At 65.5% G+C, this 16,236-nt stretch carries 19 protein-coding genes; 4 read left to right on the top strand and 15 right to left on the bottom strand.

Translation table 11 applies throughout. From position 1 onward, the window contains the following. Positions 1-54: 54 nt before the first annotated feature. From FHU34_RS04805 to FHU34_RS04760, 10 genes are all read right to left on the bottom strand, one after another. The gene (locus FHU34_RS04805; protein ID WP_145778880.1) at positions 55-420 is read right to left on the bottom strand and encodes a hypothetical protein; all 366 of its coding nucleotides are present in this window, start codon (positions 418-420) and stop codon (positions 55-57) included. Between the two features lie 418 nt (positions 421-838). Then, the gene (locus tag FHU34_RS04800) at positions 839-2,110 is read right to left on the bottom strand and encodes a pentapeptide repeat-containing protein (protein WP_145778879.1); all 1,272 of its coding nucleotides are present in this window, start codon (positions 2,108-2,110) and stop codon (positions 839-841) included. A 158-nt stretch (positions 2,111-2,268) separates the two neighbouring features. Further along, positions 2,269-3,705 (bottom strand): tyrosine-type recombinase/integrase, encoded by a 1,437-nt coding sequence (locus tag FHU34_RS04795; protein ID WP_145778878.1) that lies wholly within the window; start codon positions 3,703-3,705, stop codon positions 2,269-2,271. Then, positions 3,702-3,887, bottom strand: coding sequence for a helix-turn-helix transcriptional regulator (locus FHU34_RS04790; protein WP_030329852.1), 186 nt, complete (start codon positions 3,885-3,887; stop codon positions 3,702-3,704). Before FHU34_RS04790 ends, FHU34_RS04795 begins: the two co-directional genes overlap by 4 nt. After that, on the bottom strand, positions 3,884-5,638 hold the full coding sequence (locus FHU34_RS04785; RefSeq protein ID WP_145778877.1) for a replication initiator: 1,755 nt from the start codon (positions 5,636-5,638) through the stop codon (positions 3,884-3,886). The genes FHU34_RS04790 and FHU34_RS04785 overlap by 4 nt, the downstream gene beginning before the upstream one ends. Further along, complete coding sequence (locus FHU34_RS04780; RefSeq protein WP_145778876.1) at positions 5,635-6,177, bottom strand: DUF2637 domain-containing protein; 543 nt, start codon at positions 6,175-6,177, stop codon at positions 5,635-5,637. Before FHU34_RS04780 ends, FHU34_RS04785 begins: the two co-directional genes overlap by 4 nt. Beyond that, a complete protein-coding gene (locus FHU34_RS04775; protein ID WP_112671649.1) occupies positions 6,174-6,362 on the bottom strand; it encodes a hypothetical protein in 189 nt (62 codons plus the stop codon). The genes FHU34_RS04780 and FHU34_RS04775 overlap by 4 nt, the downstream gene beginning before the upstream one ends. A gap of 3 nt (positions 6,363-6,365) precedes the next feature. Beyond that, entirely contained in the window at positions 6,366-6,620 is a 255-nt protein-coding gene (locus tag FHU34_RS04770) for a hypothetical protein (protein ID WP_145778875.1), read from the bottom strand. Next, positions 6,617-8,239: an FtsK/SpoIIIE domain-containing protein gene (locus tag FHU34_RS04765; RefSeq protein ID WP_244311554.1), complete on the bottom strand. Its 1,623-nt coding sequence runs from the start codon at positions 8,237-8,239 to the stop codon at positions 6,617-6,619. Before FHU34_RS04765 ends, FHU34_RS04770 begins: the two co-directional genes overlap by 4 nt. A gap of 148 nt (positions 8,240-8,387) precedes the next feature. Further along, on the bottom strand, positions 8,388-8,783 hold the full coding sequence (locus FHU34_RS04760) for a transcriptional regulator (RefSeq protein WP_091402451.1): 396 nt from the start codon (positions 8,781-8,783) through the stop codon (positions 8,388-8,390). Between the two features lie 663 nt (positions 8,784-9,446). On the opposite strand from FHU34_RS04760, the gene FHU34_RS04755 reads away from it, so the two are divergent. Beyond that, positions 9,447-9,890, top strand: a complete 444-nt coding sequence (locus tag FHU34_RS04755; RefSeq protein WP_145778873.1) for a hypothetical protein — start codon at positions 9,447-9,449, stop codon at positions 9,888-9,890. On the opposite strand, the gene FHU34_RS04750 is transcribed toward FHU34_RS04755, so the two are convergent. The 4 genes from FHU34_RS04750 to FHU34_RS33545 form a co-directional block, all read right to left on the bottom strand. Then, entirely contained in the window at positions 9,880-10,656 is a 777-nt protein-coding gene (locus tag FHU34_RS04750; protein WP_244311553.1) for a glycosyltransferase family 2 protein, read from the bottom strand. The two genes, FHU34_RS04755 and FHU34_RS04750, sit on opposite strands and share 11 nt — an antisense overlap. Further along, positions 10,644-11,465, bottom strand: coding sequence for a GntR family transcriptional regulator (locus FHU34_RS04745; RefSeq protein ID WP_145778872.1), 822 nt, complete (start codon positions 11,463-11,465; stop codon positions 10,644-10,646). The genes FHU34_RS04750 and FHU34_RS04745 overlap by 13 nt, the downstream gene beginning before the upstream one ends. Positions 11,466-11,614: 149 nt before the next feature. Continuing rightward, positions 11,615-11,764 carry a hypothetical protein gene (locus tag FHU34_RS33550; RefSeq protein ID WP_244311552.1) on the bottom strand — a complete coding sequence of 50 codons (150 nt, stop codon included), beginning with the start codon at positions 11,762-11,764 and terminating at the stop codon, positions 11,615-11,617. A 187-nt stretch (positions 11,765-11,951) separates the two neighbouring features. Then, positions 11,952-12,287, bottom strand: a complete 336-nt coding sequence (locus FHU34_RS33545) for a hypothetical protein (protein WP_244311551.1) — start codon at positions 12,285-12,287, stop codon at positions 11,952-11,954. A 551-nt stretch (positions 12,288-12,838) separates the two neighbouring features. On the opposite strand from FHU34_RS33545, the gene FHU34_RS34210 reads away from it, so the two are divergent. From FHU34_RS34210 to FHU34_RS04720, 3 genes are all read left to right on the top strand, one after another. Then, entirely contained in the window at positions 12,839-13,267 is a 429-nt protein-coding gene (locus FHU34_RS34210) for a GntR family transcriptional regulator (protein WP_167524761.1), read from the top strand. Between the two features lie 22 nt (positions 13,268-13,289). Further along, on the top strand, positions 13,290-14,351 hold the full coding sequence (locus tag FHU34_RS04725) for a GmrSD restriction endonuclease domain-containing protein (protein ID WP_167524760.1): 1,062 nt from the start codon (positions 13,290-13,292) through the stop codon (positions 14,349-14,351). 298 nt (positions 14,352-14,649) lie between these two features. Beyond that, positions 14,650-15,048 (top strand): hypothetical protein, encoded by a 399-nt coding sequence (locus tag FHU34_RS04720; RefSeq protein WP_145778869.1) that lies wholly within the window; start codon positions 14,650-14,652, stop codon positions 15,046-15,048. Between the two features lie 22 nt (positions 15,049-15,070). On the opposite strand, the gene FHU34_RS04715 is transcribed toward FHU34_RS04720, so the two are convergent. Next, positions 15,071-16,126, bottom strand: a complete 1,056-nt coding sequence (locus FHU34_RS04715) for a site-specific DNA-methyltransferase (protein ID WP_145778868.1) — start codon at positions 16,124-16,126, stop codon at positions 15,071-15,073. Positions 16,127-16,236 lie beyond the last annotated feature (110 nt).

Raw genomic sequence — 16,236 nt, 5'->3', positions numbered from 1 at the left:
GACCGCCCGTAAGCTTCCGCCCCCGCGCCGAGTTGGGGGCAGTCGATCCGCCGGCTACGGGCCTGAAGCGACTTCCCTGTCCTGACCAACCGCGAAGCAGGCGACGACGCGGGAGCCGTCAGGTGCAAGGAAGAGTTGGTGGAACCAGGCCGTCCCGTCGCCGCCAACCTGACCGATCAGCAACTCTCCCAAGTCCTCGGCCGAGACCAGCCGATCTAAGGCCTGGACGAATCCGAGCGTCCGGAAGCCACGCGAACGTGTGTGACGCTCTCGACGCCGGTAGATGGTGACCAGGGCCCCAATAGGTGCCGCCCCGTCGAAGACCGTGAAGTCGTCACCCGCTCGTAAAGCGCCACGGCATGACTCGTAGACGTCGCCGTCCTCAACGCCGAGCAGGACGATCAGGGTGTCTCGCTTCACCAGGCCATCCTGCTCGTCCGTGGACGTTCCGGGCCCGGAGCCGACGAGCCCGACCACAACAAGGGGGTACGGAAGCCGGTCGTCGGAGGTGCCCAGGACCGATCTGCTTGAGTCCAGGAACCCGCGCTCGGCCGCTTGACGTCGACCGGCAGGAACAAGATCGGCCCGCCCACAACCAGTCGTCAACGCCTGGACTCAGCCAGACGAACGACAACGGCCCCTGATCAGCATCTCTGCTGGTCAGGGGCCGTGTCTGCACCTGGTGGCGGGTAGAGGATTCGAACCTCTGAAGCTTTCGCGACGGATTTACAGGGCGTTCGCGATCTTGGCTCGATCGGCGCTCCCAGCCTGCCATTTTTCTCTACCAGGGCAGTGCCGGACCACCCACTGCCCACCATCTGCCCACGCTCAAGGATGCTCACCATTCCTGGGGGAGGACACCATCAGGAGGACGCCTACCGGGCCAATCGTCGAACGTGGGTGGCACTTCGAACGTCGCGCTGCTGAAGGACACCTCCCCACCGCTGAACGTCGCCTCGGTGAAGGACGCACCCTCACTGAACGTCGCCCCGGCGGAGGACACTCTTCCGCCGCTGAACGTCGCTCCGTTGAAAGACGCCCACCGGTCGATCTTCACAGCGTCGAGGAACACCTGTCCGCCACTGAACGTTGCGTCAACGAAGGACGCACCCTCACTGAACGTCGCCCCACTGAAAGACACCCGCCCACCACTGAACGCCACCCGGATGAAGAACACCGGACCACCGCTGAACGTTGCACCGTCGAAGAAGGTCCACCCACCACTGAACGTCGCGTCATCGAAGTACACCGCCCCACCGCTGAACGTCGCATCGTCGAAGAACACCCGCCCACCACTGAACGTCGCGCCGACGAAGGACACCTCCCCACCGCTGAACGTCGTACCCGAGAAGTTCCCGCCGTCGAAGACTGCGCCCGTGAAGTCAAAGTCGTAGCTACACCATGAGGTCGCATCGTCTTCGGCAAGACGTAGGTGCCTGCCGATGAGGCGCATGACCGTATGTCGCACCTCCCGTTCCTCGCGAGCCGCCCGCACCGTCTCCGCATCCACGATCGGCGCCTCACCGTCGCCCGGTACCGGAATCTCGTCAGAGGTATCCGAGGGCGGGGTGTAGGGCATGCGGAGGTAGGCGCAGAGGACGTCGATGCAGGTCTGCCGCCCTCCACGCCAATCATCGGCAAGTCCGGCCATGGCGTAGACGCCCGCGAGGCGTACGGCCGCTTTCTCCGACCCGAGTTGCTCGGATGCCTTGGCGAAGCGTTCGTTGAACAGCCGGACACCGTTGCGGTCAGTCTCGATCTTGGCGCGTCCGTCGGCTGCCTCAGCGAGAGCCTTGGTGACTTCGGCACGCAGGTCAGCAGCATGCGCCAGTTGGTGAGCGAATTCCGCCAGCGCGTTCGTGTGCTCCGCTACTCGCTGCCGGCGGTAGGCGACCACCAAGGCGGCAACACCACCGATGCCCGCCACAACGGCAAAGACGAGCTTCAAGAGGTCGAACAGCGTCGCCGCGGTGACGGTTGCACCCCGCTCAAGGCCAGGCCAACCGGCGAAGCCGAGAGCCGCAGCAATCAGGCCCCCGACTAGCAGCAACGCAGTTGCGACAGCCAAAGCGATTGATCGACGGATACCCCAGAGGCGTAGCTCTGGCACGCGACTATCAATGGCTGGAATCGAACTAACCGTGACACGAACCTCGGACGGGGTTGAGTTTTGCGACGCGGGCAAATCCACCCCCTCCTTCTAGCGCACCTCGTCCACATCAGCGCTCATTAGGACGTCCGCGAACATCGCCCAAGCCGGCAGCAACGTCACCCGAGGGCATCGCCGATCTTGTCGTTCATGGTGTCGTCTCCCCCGTCGATGCAGTTGGCGTAGACCCGGAGCAGGACGGCGACGCCGTGGCCCAGACGCCGGGCGACCTCGGTCGGCGGGACGCCGGCATTCAGCCAGAGCGAGGCCGCCGCGTGACGCAGGTCGTAGGGCCGGCGGACGAGCGGCGACGCGACCTGAGCATCGGTCATGACACGCTCACGGGCAAGCTTCCACCACCGGTCATAGACCGACTCGGAGAGCGGTCCACCGTGCAAGCCACGAAAGAATCGGCCGTCCGAGCCGACCCCGTGATTATCGACGTGCGCGCACAGCAGCTTGACGAGCCGAGGCGGGATCGGGACCGTACGAGTCTCAGCCCTTCCCCGGTGCTTGAGTCCGCGTCGCTCGTGCGAACCGCCGTCATCGGTCCAGTGCGACCCGGCGCGCGGCGAGGTGCCGGCGAGCACTAGGCGACCCCAGCGGTATTCGATCTTCTCGTGCTCGCAGGACCGGGAGGGCTTCACCGCCGCCAGGTCGTCGAAGTCGGCCCCGCAGTCGGTGCACCGGCCGGCGAGGTCGCAGTCTTCCCGCCGTAGGTCCGCGGCTTCCGAAGGGCGCATCCCCGCGTAGTAGAGGCAGCCGAAGAACGCGGTGACCTTGTCAGCCCGTTTGCCGAGAGATTTCACCGCCTCCAACAGCGTGGCCACCTGGGCCGGGTTCGCCACCACCCGCCGGTCGATGGACTGGGCGACCTCGGGGGCGGTCCACTGGACCCGGTCGACCGGGTTGGAGGCGATCAGCTCCAGCTCGACGGCGTACCCGAGCACGTTGTAGAAGGTGGCCCGCTTCCGCTGGACGGTGGAGGCAGCCGCGGGCTTGCCGTCGAGGCGTACGCACAGGCTGTCGAGGACGCGGCGGACCATCGCGGGCGAGTCCAGCTCGACGACCGGGAGGGACGCGGTTTCCAGCCAGGCCAGCGCCGCCGAGTGTTCGGGCGGAATCTCGTCGGACCAGCGGCGCGGGTTGAGGCCGTAGAGGTACAGCGCCTCCCGGAGTAGAGCGTCAGTCGGTCGGCCCCGCTTGGTCGGCCGGGTCAGAGTCACCGTGATGGAGGTCAGCGCTTCGACGATCGAGCGCCGGGTCTTGGCCGCCGCCCGCGGCCACTTCATCTCGACGTACGCGCGGCTGTGCGCGTACCAGGTGGTGGGGTTCTTGGTTCTGGCCTCGGAGACCGGGCGGCCGGTGGCCGGGTCGAAGGGCTCCCCCGCGTTGGCCGCCTGGACCAGCTCGGCGCGGAACGAGTGCGCCAGGGCTTTGGTACGGAACATGTCCTCGAAGCGTTGGCCGCTCACCGCCCAGCGAACCCGCCACGGCCGAGCCTTCCGGTCGGCGCGCTTGGCGATCTCCCAGATCTGGACCTCGTAGCTCTTCATGCGGCGTCCTGCTCCAGGTCGCCGAGCCACCGACCGAGCGCCGACCGGCGGACCCGCAGCTGCCCGTTCGGGAGCTTGATCACCCGTGGTCCCTTGCCGGTCTGCCGCCAGTAGAACCAGGTCGAGCGCGGTACGCGCAGCTCGGCGAGCACTTCCGGCACGGTCAACAACTCCTCGTTCACTGCGTTTCCTCCCCGTCGTGCTGTGCGCTGTGCTGAGTTGCCGAAAGATCTGGGGACTCCTGTGCGGCCCGGTCCTTGGCGGCGAGCAGTTCGGAGCGCCAGCGCGCCCGTTCGCTGATCGAACGCATGAGCCGGTGGGTCATCGGGCCGACGTCCGGGTCATCGGGTCGGGCAAGCTCCCAGGCGTGCCGGACCCGTTCGGTGGTGTCGCCCTGGTCGTCGACGAGCTGCGTGCCGTCGGTGGTGACGCCGAGCAGTGCCCGGACCCAGGCGCGCACGTCGTGCTTGTGGTCGGCGAGGGTCTTGCCGGACCAGTCGCGGGAGATGAGGATGCGCCGGCCGCCGATGCCGAGGGTGTCGCGCTGGTGGACCTTGCCCTTGCAGCGGCCGGGCTTGAGTTTGGCGTGCGCCTTCTTGGGCTGGACGCCGTAGAGCAGCCAGTTGGCGCACCGGTCGGTGCAGGGGGTCAGCTGGAGTTGCTGCCAGAGCCGGTCGAGGTGCTTGCGTTGCCGGTCGGTCGTCGCCTTGTGGCAGTCGCCGGTGTGCTTGGTGATGTATTTCGTGACGTACCGGATGGTCCGCTCGGCGTCCTCGGTGCCGGGCATGACGCCGCGGGCGTCGACCTGGGCGCCGAAGCGCACGACGTGCACAGGCTCGGCGTCCGGGTCGTCGTCGATGGCGTCGAGGGCTTCCGTCCAGGTGGTCAGTGGCTCGCGGGTGTCCGGGTCGACCCATGCCGCTGCCTGCTCGGCCCAGATCGGGAGCCGGTCGAGGGTGTAGCGCTGGACGTCGACCGAGGGCCACCACACCTGGTGGTAGGTCGCCGCCGCCACGGTTCGGAGCACGTCGCGAGGGATGGTGCCCCGGATGGCGAAGTGCGCGTGTGGGGCGAGGCGGCGTTGCGGTTCGACGCAGCCGGCGTACTGGACGTTCCAGCCCTCGCACCGTCGGAGGTTCTGCCAGAACCGGTCGAGGAGCCGGGGGAAGTGCACGGCGTCCCAGGCTGCGCGGCGGTAGTCGTAGCGGGCGGGGTTGACGGGGGTGCCGTCGGGGCGGACCGGGCCGTAGGAGTCGAGGGTGAGCGTGAGCCACATGGACGGTTGGTAGGTGGAGCCGTCCGGGGCGGTATAGGTCTTGCCGACGGTGCGGCGCTCGACCTTGCGCCGGGGCAGTTCGGGGGCATCTTGGCGCCGCTTGGTGGAGCGCTTGCGCCGTGGGCCGGGTTCGTCGTCCTGGTCCTCGTCGTCGGTGGTGTGTGGTGGCCCGACGCGCCCGCGCAGGCCCTCAACGGCGATGGCTTCCTCTACCTCGCGGATCGCCTCGTCGAGGTCGTTCACCTGGTCCCACTGGGCCGCCCTGACCGCCTCGTCGCGGGAGAACTCCAGGTGTGCGCGGAAGAGGATCAGGGACTTCTGCGCCTCGGTTGCGGGTTCCGGGCCGGGTAGCGGCTCGTCGTCGCGGTGCCAACCCTCGCGGATCTGGGCTTGCCGTAGCCGGCGGTTCTTCTTGGCGCACGGCGGGCACTTGTCCTCACGGGTCGCGCCGCAGGGCAGGTCGATGACTTCAGTCAGGCCGGTGTCGAGGTCGGTGCGGCGCATGGCGAGCGGGCGAATGCAGACGCCGTACTCGATAGCGATGTCCTTAAGGACGTCGATCGAGCGGGGCAGCGCCATGCGGGCCGCCCGCGACCCCGGCCGAGGAACAGGCGGGGTCGGGGCGGGTTCGAGACCGGGCAGGGTGGGAGCCGTCATCGGATGATCCCGACGACCTGGGGCCGGTTGTGCTGGACGACGCCGACCGGAGGCAGCACCGCGGCTGATGCCGGCGGCATCACCGGAGCCGGCGGCGCGGGTTCAACATGCTGCGGCTCGTCGTACCAATCGCCCTGCGGCTGATCGGGCTCGGATGCCGGCGGAGTAGCGGGTTCGCTGGAGAGGACGACCTTCACCAGGGCGAGGAAGGCCAGCGACGGCACTGCCGCGACGATCCAGCCCCAGACGGACGGTTCGGCTTCGGCGACCTGGGCGGCGAGGGAGAGCAGCGCGAACGCGACCAGGAGGACGCCGACCAGGCCGACGGAGCGACCGGCACGACGGCGGGCGCGGATCTCAAGGCCCAGGTAGATGGCCATCAGCTCGACCGCTACGGCGTTGGCCCAGCCGATCCAGTCGGGTTGGCCGTGGGCGACGGTCAGGTCGTGGACGTGGGTGAAGGCGGCGGCGCCGGCCATGGTGCCGATGGCGAGCAGGATCAGCACCCGTACACCGGATTCGGCGCGTTCCCGGATCATCGGCCGCCCCTGGTGTCGCGGACGGTCAGGATGATGCAGATCTGTTGGCCGTTGAGGTCTCGGCGGCGGTTGACCATGTGCGCCAGGCCGTGCAGGGCACCGGCGAGTCGGTCTGGGGAGCCGTTGAGTTCGATGTGCAGGGGCTTGAGGCGGTGGGTGCCGAGGAAGAAGCTCTTGAGGGACATCGGTTACCTCCGGGCCGGGGCGACGCGGGTACGGATGTGGTCGGGTGGCTCGCCGAGGGAGGCCACCGCTTCGGAGAGGCAGCGCCACAGCGCCCATGCCTCGTCGGGGGTCAGGTACATGCGGCGTCGGCCGCCACCAACGGCGAGATAGACCGGGTACGCGTCAGGCCGGGCGGGGTCGACGCGCACGGAGACGGCCGTGCTGGTGGCACCGTCGGCGCCGGGTGCCCGGAGCCGGTAGAAGGTCCGGCCGGTCACCGCGGCTCACCCCCGTCGGTCTCCCGGTCGAGGATGTTCAACAGCGAGTCGGGCAGCAGTGGTCCGCGACGCTGCCGGGGCAGAGGCGGCCGGGACGGTTCGGTGGCAGTTTCCCGGCCGACCTGGGCGAGGATGTCCGCCGCGTCGGCCGGCGCCGGGTACTCCGCGGCCAGCTCCCGGATGTGGTCGTCGGAGATGTAGGAGAAGCGGACCCGGGCCGGCTCGGGGGTGCCGTCGAGGATCACGTAGCCGACGCCCTTGGCCCAGCGCGGCATCTGGTCGGCGAGGGCACCCCGGTTGCGGGCACCATCACCCAACACGAGGTCGACCTGAGCGGCCTCGGTCAGGCCGAGAGCGATCCGGGTCGGAAACAGGTCCCGGAACGGCAGCACCTCCTTGCGGGGGTCCTGCAACGCCGCCACCACCAGGACGCCAACGCCGGCACCCTGCGACAGCAGCAACCCGAGCGACCCGGCGATGCGCTTGCGCAGGTCAACGTCCTGGAGGTACGCGGTCAGTGCCGCCATCTCGTCGATGACGACCACGACCAGGGGGTCATCCAGAGTTGGCGTGTGCACCCGCACCGCGCCGGCAAGCCGGGTCTGCCGCTCCCGCATCACCGTCACGGCCTCGTCGAGCAGATCGGCCATGGCCTCGAACGACTTGCAGGCGAACCGGGCGAACAACGGCCGGCCCATCGCGAACTCCATGCCGCCCTTGGGGTCGATCACCCAGAGCCGTACCAGGCCGGAGGAGATACCGCCGGCCAGGACTCGAACCAGCGACCACAGCACCGAGCCCTTACCGGAGCGAGTGGCGCCGCCGATGAGTACGTGCGTGGCGAGCAGGTGAAGGCACCAGTGCCGCAGGTCTTCCCGGCGCGCCAGGGGCAGAGCGGTGAAGTCGGGCACCGACGGGACGTCGAACGGATCGACCAGGGTGCGCAGCGCATCCGTGCGGACCACCACCAGATAGACCACCGACGGACGATCCCGGAACCGCAGCCGGTCCACCGCGCCCAGGACCAACGCCCAGTAGCCCGACCGGATCGGCGGATCATCGGGGCGCTCGGAGTAGACCCGGGCGTGTCGCCGGCCGAAGGCGTACGCGAGGTTTGCCGTTGCCTTTTGGAATTCCTCCGGTGTCTGGCCGCGGACCATGCGGATGGTCAGCACGTCGAGCGCCTGATCCGAGCGGACCCGCAGCAGCTCCGGCAGGACCGTGCGGTGGTCGTACACCTTGGCCAGGCCGCACAGCGTCATCGCCTCACGCCAGGCCCGCCGGTAAACGAAGAGCTGACGGAATCGACCGAGGATCGGGCCGGCGCACCAGGTCCACCAAGACGACTCGCGCCGCCACCGCCACAGCGCCGACACGGCGGCGGCCAGGACCACGGGCATGATCACGCCGGCCCGGCCGAACTCGCGGTAGAGGCTCACCCCGGCCACGACCAGGCCGACAGCGACCGGGTGGCGAAGGCACCACCACAGGCCCCGCCACAGCCACCGCAGCGCCAGGCCGATCGCGATCAGCCAGACAGGCAGCTCCAGCCGGCGCGGCCGGATCACCATCAGGTCCCCGGCGGTGGTCATCACGACCTCGCCACGAGGCCGGCGCATCATCGGGCACCCGCCACTGTGGGTCGCCGCAGGACGGCAGGCATACGCTTGGACATGTCACTACCTCTCTCGACAGAGCAGGGGAAAGAGACAGAGGGCGGGGCTGCCGTCCGCCAAGACCTGACAGCCCCGCCCACACCAAATGCGGCTACTGCGCCGCCTTCGTCGCCACGCCCGCCGGGGCTCGCATCCCGGTCGCCCGCAGCGAGTACGCCATCCGGCCGTTGTTGCCCACGTACGGCGTGACCGTCATGCCGTCGAACTCGACCGCCTCGAACAGGCCACCCGTCGGCGGCACCGGCTGGTAGTCCGCCGAGATCTTCACCGTCGTCTCCCGCGACCGCTTCCCCAGCTCCGGATCCAGGTCCATGACCCGGACCTGCCACACCCGCTGGCCGGTCAGCTTGTCCTTTGCCGGGCTACGCCGGCCGGTCTTCTCGTCGTAGTCCTCGACCTCGCCCAGAGACTCGGGCACCAACGCGCACCCCGCCGGAAACACGTCCTCACACCGCACCGCGAATCTCGTGCCGCCTCGCAGAGCCATCGCTCAACCTCCAACTTGTTAACTTGTCTGCCAAGTTGCGATCCAAGGTAGATGGCACTTGGCAGACAAGTCAACAACCAACCCCGCCTGAGCCCACATGGGCGCTCCACCGATTTGGGCTTTTAGTCCATCTTCGACCCGCAGCAAACTCGCGCTATTCAATTCAATTACAAATGCGGCTCAGCGAAACTCTGGCATGCAAAAGAAGGAGGCAAATTCCATCCATGATTACACTTTAAACAATTAGCAAAGCGGCCACACCCTTGACAGGAATGGATAGAAGGGTGCTACGATCTGAGCTATTGGCGCAATCGCGCAAACAGAAGGTTAACCGAAATGAGGTTGAAGGGATTTATATGACAGAACACCTGGCAGACTTTATCGATTGGATGCGCGCAGGCAGCGACAACCTGCTAATCATTCTAATTCAAATAATTGGCGGAGCTGTAGTGAAGATAATCGCCGCTGGCCGTGACCCGAGCAGGTCAAACCACAAGTGCGACGCGCCAGCTATCGTCACGGTCGACATGCAGACGAGAGTCACGATTCAGCAGCGACCGGCCACCCTCGACCGTAAGAGCGACAGGGACATCCGGAGGAATTGCATCTAAGCCGGACAGGCAACTCGCGGTACTCGGACCTGGTTCGGGGTACTTATGATGCATGGCAAACGAACGACAAAGCCCAGCAGTCGATGGGGTTCATTCTCGACCAAGCGGCTTGGACGATATGACGGTCGAAGCGCTAGGAGAGTTGAGCAAGGCTCTGGAGACTGTTCACCGGGTACGGGGTCACCTGTACTCGGTGCACCAGCTCGTCGGCGGCGCGGATCTCACCCTTGACCGGGTGGTGGAGCTGCTCCACGAGGCCGGGCACGACGAAATGGCCGACCGGGTCGAGCACGAGCTGTTGGGCCGCAACGTGCTACCCGGCCGGTGGACGTTCCAGATCGTGGAGGAGTTCGACGACGGCTACTACGCCGCGTTCCGGGAGATTGAGCGGGACGCGCGGGAGAAGTTGGCCGGCGGTCGGCGGCACATCTTCGAGGCGGAGATGAAGGAGCGGCGGCGTACCCACGGGATGCCGGGGCACGAGGCTACGCCGTAGCGCTGCCGCCGAAGCCGTTCGGGATCATCGAGGCCAGAGCCAACGCCCTGGCCTCGATGATTCTCATTCGTGCCTGGTACTCGGCCGGTTCCCGGTGGGCGGCCTGGCTGGTGACCTGGCCGGGCCACTTGCGGTAGAGCAAGCCGTACTCCCGGGTGAAGTACCCGGCGGTGACCGCGTTGGCGGCGAGCAGAAGGCCGGTGTCCTCGGAGGCGGGCAGGGCCATCCAGCCGCCCAGGGCGAAGACGAGATCCCGGCGCAGACACAGGGTCGCTGGGTGCACCGATGCGCGGTATTCGTTGGCCTGCCAGAACGACAGGACCGAACCGCGGTCGATGACCCCGCCAGCTGGGTCCTTGTCCCATCCGGCGGTCGACCCGTCGGGCAGCAGGTCGAGTACCCGCGAGGTGGTCCAGCCGATCTGCGGGTGCGCGTCGAACGCGGCGATGTCCCGGGCGAGCGCGCCGGGGGTCAACTGGTCGTCGGCGTCCAGGACCTTGATGAGTTCCCCGGAGACTCGGGAAAGAGCGAGGGTACGGGCAACACCAGGCCCACCTGGACGGCCGGTGCCGAGACTGATCCGGGGATCATCGGGCAGCGCGTCGACCAGGGCACCGGTCTGCCCGTCCTCCTGGACGAGCCATTCCCAGTCCCACCCGGCCGGCATCTCCTGCTTGGCCAACGACTCGTAGGCGCCAGGCACGTGCTCGATGCTGGGCGCGTGGACCGGGGTGATGACCGAGACGAGCTGCGTCAAGTTTTCCACCGCTGGAGTTTGTGGGAGTAGACAAGCTCGGTGCGGTCGCCCGGCATCACCACGTCGGCGACCTCGACGACACGACCCGTGGTGTCGATCGAGGTCTTCCGAACGGTGAGCACGGAGACGCCCGGGTCGATGTCCAGCAACTCGGCCTCGTCGGGCGACGGCGGGCGAGCGCGAATCTCGTCGTCGATCCGGTCCAACTCGATGCCGAGCGTGTAGAGCTGATGCTGCGTGCCGCCCGGCCACGGTTCCCTGCCCGCGTCGAGCAGATCCGGGTTCGCGGCCACCAGGTCGTACGGCAGGTAGGAGTACGACACGGTCAGCGGCGCGTTCTCGTGCCGCGACGACGTCCAGTAGACCCGGCGCAGCAACGGCGTACCCGGCTCGACCTGCAAGGCCGCGGCCATCTCCGCATCCGCCTCCACCCGGGAGTACTCGGCGTGGAACTTCAGGTCGTCGACGGTCAGGCCGGTGTCGTGCTCGGTGGCGCCAGTCTTCAGCCGCTCGTCCTCGTCGAGTAGGACGCGATCCTTCTCCCACTGGTACCGCTCGGTGTTACGGCGGCGTACCCGCTGGCGGGGTGCCCGCACGTAAGTGCCGCGGCCCTGCTCCGCGCGGACCAGGCCCCATTCGCGAAGCTGTCGGATGGCGTTGCGGACGCTGGTGCGCGAGAGGCCCGAGGTGTCGGCCAACTCGGTTTCGCTGGGCATGAGAGTGCCGGGGGCTAGTTCGCCGCTCACGATCTTCGCCCGCAACTCCTCCGCGAGTTGCAGGTAGCGAGGGCGCCAGTCCCGGCCTTGCACACCGGTCACCGTACCCCCTAGACGTTCCAACGTCTGCCAGGTGGTCCCGCCCGCGGGCCGTTCAGGAACCAGCGGTACGGCTACGGGGGCGCGCGGTGGCCGCGCAGGGCGCAGGCCAGGAGTACGAGGATCGACTGAGCCCCGACGGGTGTTGGCGTTCACTGCGTCTCTCCGGCCGGCTCGCCACCATCTGCCGGTGGCAGCATTTCCAGGTGGGCGTATACCAGCTCGTCAATGAGCCGGTCCACCTGCGCAGGCGACAGGAGTACGGTCTGCGTCGCGCCGTACCGGGTCGCGTCAAGCTTCACGGCTAGGTCCCGACGGGCAAATCTGTCAACGACCAGTTGGACGGTGACCCAGCCGGTCCGCTCCCGTCCGATGGTGGAGAGAAACCCGCGGTGCATCGGGTCGTTCGGTCCACAGCCTCGACACCAGACCGGGCACACGACCGGCGCGATCGACGACGGCGACCGACTCTCTGGAACGGCAGCGCCCTCACTCATCGCCGGCCCCCTGCTGCCCGGTGACCTGTGCCAGCGACCCGCGAAGTTGCTCGACCAGTTGGGCTGCCTGCGGCAAGGACAGCTCCGCCCAGGCGTTCCCGGCCCGGCACGTCACGTGAACGCCGACCATGGGAACACCCAGAGCCTCACTGCTGATGAGGTACGTGACGACGAGCCCGCCCGCCCGGCTCTCGCCGACCCGCTGCATGGGGCCGCGATGACGGCGGGCCATGTGCGTCATCACCGGCGGCACCAGATAGCCGCAGCGATCCGGGGCGCACCAGTCCGGATGGCTCGTGACGGCAGCCGGATTGTTCGTATGACTCATCGCGGCCACCGCCCGCCGTTGCCTCGGAAGAGCTGGGCTCGCGTCATCAAGGGCGCGTACCGGAGCGCTGGCAATTCGCGGGTGACACCCGTCGACCACTGCGGCGAGGAGGTAGTAGATCCCGCGCGTGGACTCGACTGAACGTTGCTGGTGGCACGCCGGGCAGATGGGCGCCTCCGAGACCACCGGGACGAGAGCCAATGGTGTCGACGATGGGAGCCGGACATCGCACCTCCACAGGTAGGCGGGGACCGGTGGCCAGCTACGGGGGAATGCGGCCGGCCACCGGCCCGGATGAAGGCACGGCGCACCGTCCGACGCCGGACGGGTCGGGTATCGCCGAGCCGACTTGTACGCGCGGCTACCGCAACCGGTCCGACAGGACGCCGCGCATCAGGTGCGACCAGGACCGGCGCGGGACCACCCCTGACACGAGCCGTCACCCCAGCCGCACACCTAGAAACGTATCTACAAGTGAACGAGTTGTCCAGTCATCGAATTAGGCCTCTTGGTTGACACTTGGTAAGACAAGTGCCAGGTACGGTGAACGCGTGCCCACCCCGCACTACGGCCAGCCTCGGTACCGCCTCATTGCTGAGGCGCTGAGAAGACGCATCGAGAGCGGAGCCATTCCACCTGGAGCCCTTCTGCCGGCCGAGAGCGCACTCGTAGCGGAGTTCCAAGTAAGCCGTGGCACCATCCGGCAGGCAATAGCTGCTCTACGAGAACTTGGTGTAGCCAACACCGAACACGGCAGGGGAACTTACGCCATGGCCAACGCGCAACCCTTGGCCCAGCATTGCGCTTCAGCAACACACCAACGCGAGATTCCGGCCGATACAGAGTTAGCGGCGCTTCTCGGTGTCGCGGCCGGAACAATCCTGATCGAACAGGAGAGCGTTATGCACCAAAACGGGGGAGCCAGGACAGTCGTCAGAAGTTATCGACTGCCCGAGACAGCAGAAGGCATCCAGCATTAGCAACCTGAGAAAGGAAATAAAGTTGAGCAACAATGCCCTTGCACAGCGCAAGGAGTTGAGTAAGCAGCGCCGCCAGGTCGACTTCGATACTTACGACGTTACCGTGGACGAGCTACTTAGAAGAGTGGAGAGGGGCCGCATCGATGTCGCTCCCGCCTACCAGCGCAAGTTCCGCTGGGACGCGGCCAGGCAGTCGGCACTAGTTGAATCAATCTTCCTCGGGATTCCTGTGCCTCCACTGTTCATGGCTACGAATGCCGAAGCGGGGCAGGCTAACAGCTGGGAGGTCGTCGATGGGCTACAGCGGGTCACCACTCTGGTCCGCTTTGCAGGCAGCGAGAAGGCCAAGAATAGAATCGGGATTTCTGAACGATCCCTTCGCCTCGCAGAGCTGGACAAATTGCCAACCTTTGAGGGCGCGGAGTTCTCGACCCTTCCGGGCGATCTGCAATCCTTGTTCGAAGACAGGCCGCTAAAGGTGGTAGTACTAAATGATAAGAGTGATGTCCGCGTTCGCTTCGACCTGTTTGAGCGAATCAACACGGGCGGAATACGACTAACCCATCAAGAGGTTAGAGAGTGCGTGTTCCGCGGACCTTTTATCGACATGCTCGAGACGCTTGCGGCCCACGAGAGCTTCAATTCGGCAATTCGGCTTGCAGAGAGCAACCAGATGGACGGCACTCGCGAGGAGTTCGTGCTGCGATTCTTTGCATACCTCGAGAACTACCTGAACTTTGAACACGCAGTGAAGGGTTTCTTGGATGACTTCACCATTGCTGCGCAGGGGAAACCAGATGTACCTCGGCGGACCAAAGTTTTTGAAAACACCTTCAGATTCCTGGCCAAATGCTTTCCCGAGGGTATCCGGAGTCGAAAGGGATTAACTCCCGTAAACCTGTTCGAAGGTGTCGCTGTTGGCGCGGCGTTGGCCCTTCAAGAGCGCCCGAGACTTGCCGCGCCGGTTGACGTGAGCTGGATTAACGGACCCGAACTTCGACCATTCGTCTCTGGTGCCACAAACACGCGTGCAAGAGTCAGGGGCCGGATCGAGTACTGCAGGGATAAGTTCCTTGAGTCCTAAGCTTGACTGCGAATCCCACCGCCAAGCCCTCCACGAGCGAGTGGAAGTAGCGAGGCGCTTGGTCGAGGCTACTCAGCCAAGACTGCTTCCCCTAGCTGAGGATGACGACCAAAGCTTCACCCCTCCCGCGGATGTCTCCCGTGAGGCTCGAGGGTTAGCGATCCTGCTCCTGTTTGCGGCCTACGAAAACCTACTGACCAGCCTCTGCAGAAGTCTTCTTGAAGCTGCGGCGCGGTCTCGGGCTCGAGCCAGAAGACTAAAGCCAGGAATTCAGCTGTTCCTGGTACATGGCGAGTTAATGAGCTTGGCTGACGGGGGGCGCAAGAAGCTTTGGAAGGCAGCAGGCCCCCAACTAGTAGGGGCCCTGTCCGACCGTCCAGCACGCGAGCTGAACAAGGAACTCTTTCCAGATGACGGCAGCTTCATGAAGTCCTCTCAGGTGAAGCTGCTGTGCGACGTATTCGATTTCGGTAATCCAGCGCCTATCTTACGAGAGGTTTGGGAGCAGATAAACGCCGTGGTCGAGCAACGAAACGGGATTGCCCACGGTCGACTGACACCGGAAGAGGTCGGTCGCCGGTACAGCCATGACGAGATCATGGCCCTAATTCAGGTTTGGGAAGATCGCTGGTCTGACTTCCTATCATGGATCGAAGGAGAGTGCCAAGGTCCGGGGTTCTACCTGGCAAGTCGATAGGGCATCGTTCCGGCCGATCATGTTACACACGTTTCAGCGTAAGCACGGTCTCCGACACTTTCCCCTTCGGATACAGTTTTGCGGCCTTGTTTAGAGAAGTGAGGGTTCGACTTACCTCGAAGGGCCGCTTCTCTGTGGTCGTCCAACCCCGCAAATTGGCCTCCTCTTCGCAAATATCAGCTAGTCGAATAGGTGCGTCCTTGTAGTACGAGTCTTGCACGACGAAAATCGCCACTGCACCTTTTTTGCACACGCGACTAATTTCATCTAAGCTGTCGACCAAGTCGTTAAGATACTGACAGGCCTGCTTCAGGTAGTACCCGCGCGAGGCTTTACTCTGATGTTCGGAGATAGCTTTCACCAATTGATTCGCTGTGGGTCCGTAGATGGCTCCCAACCGCGCATCCACAGGGCGGATCAGAGTGGTTCCCATCAGATGCTCGCGGAGACTCCTGTTTGCCAGGATGTCAGTCCCGAGAACAGCGAGCTCACGCGCGTACGCCACGGCGTAATCGATTCTAGTGAGGTACGGCGGCGACGTGAGGACGAGGTCAATCGAATCGCTGGCAATCGGAAGCGCCTTCGCTGATGAATTCACTAAGATGGGCCTCACACCAACCCTCATGTGAGATTCAAGCCGCTTACTTATATCTCGCTGTTCCTTAAGTAGCAGCGCGTCTAACTCTTCCGACTCAATCGCTACCTGCGGCCTATCCGGAGAGGTCCGTCTTACCCATGTCGGATTGCTTCCCTGGAAGCTTCTTGTCAGCTCTCGAACAACGCGGAACAGGGCGACCAGCGCCAACGCCCTGACGCCTTGGGGGGAGGAAGTCGCGAGAGAAGACCAACTCCGAAGACGCGAAGCCGTGGGTGGACTGAACCAGGCGAGCAACGGATCATCTTCAGCACAAATGTCTGCATTCGGCGGACTAGTCAATAGGCTGGCGGGCGCAATATTGGCGCGGAGATGCGCCACAATATTCGCGACGGGATTCAAGTCAACACCAACAGACGGCATGCCGGCCATCTGAGCAGCCAGAGTGGTGGTGCCGCTTCCATTCCAGGGATCCAACACCACCCCTGCCAGTCCCCCGCTGGCACTGAGGAGGGTCTCACGGGCCCACTCGAACGAGAAGCCTGCATAGTAGGGGAAGAGGTCAGCAAGGCCGGCTAACTCTGTCGGAGGAC

Source organism: Micromonospora taraxaci (assembly GCF_007830095.1).
GTDB lineage: Bacteria > Actinomycetota > Actinomycetes > Mycobacteriales > Micromonosporaceae > Micromonospora > Micromonospora taraxaci.
This window is presented reverse-complemented; position numbering and strand designations above follow the sequence as displayed.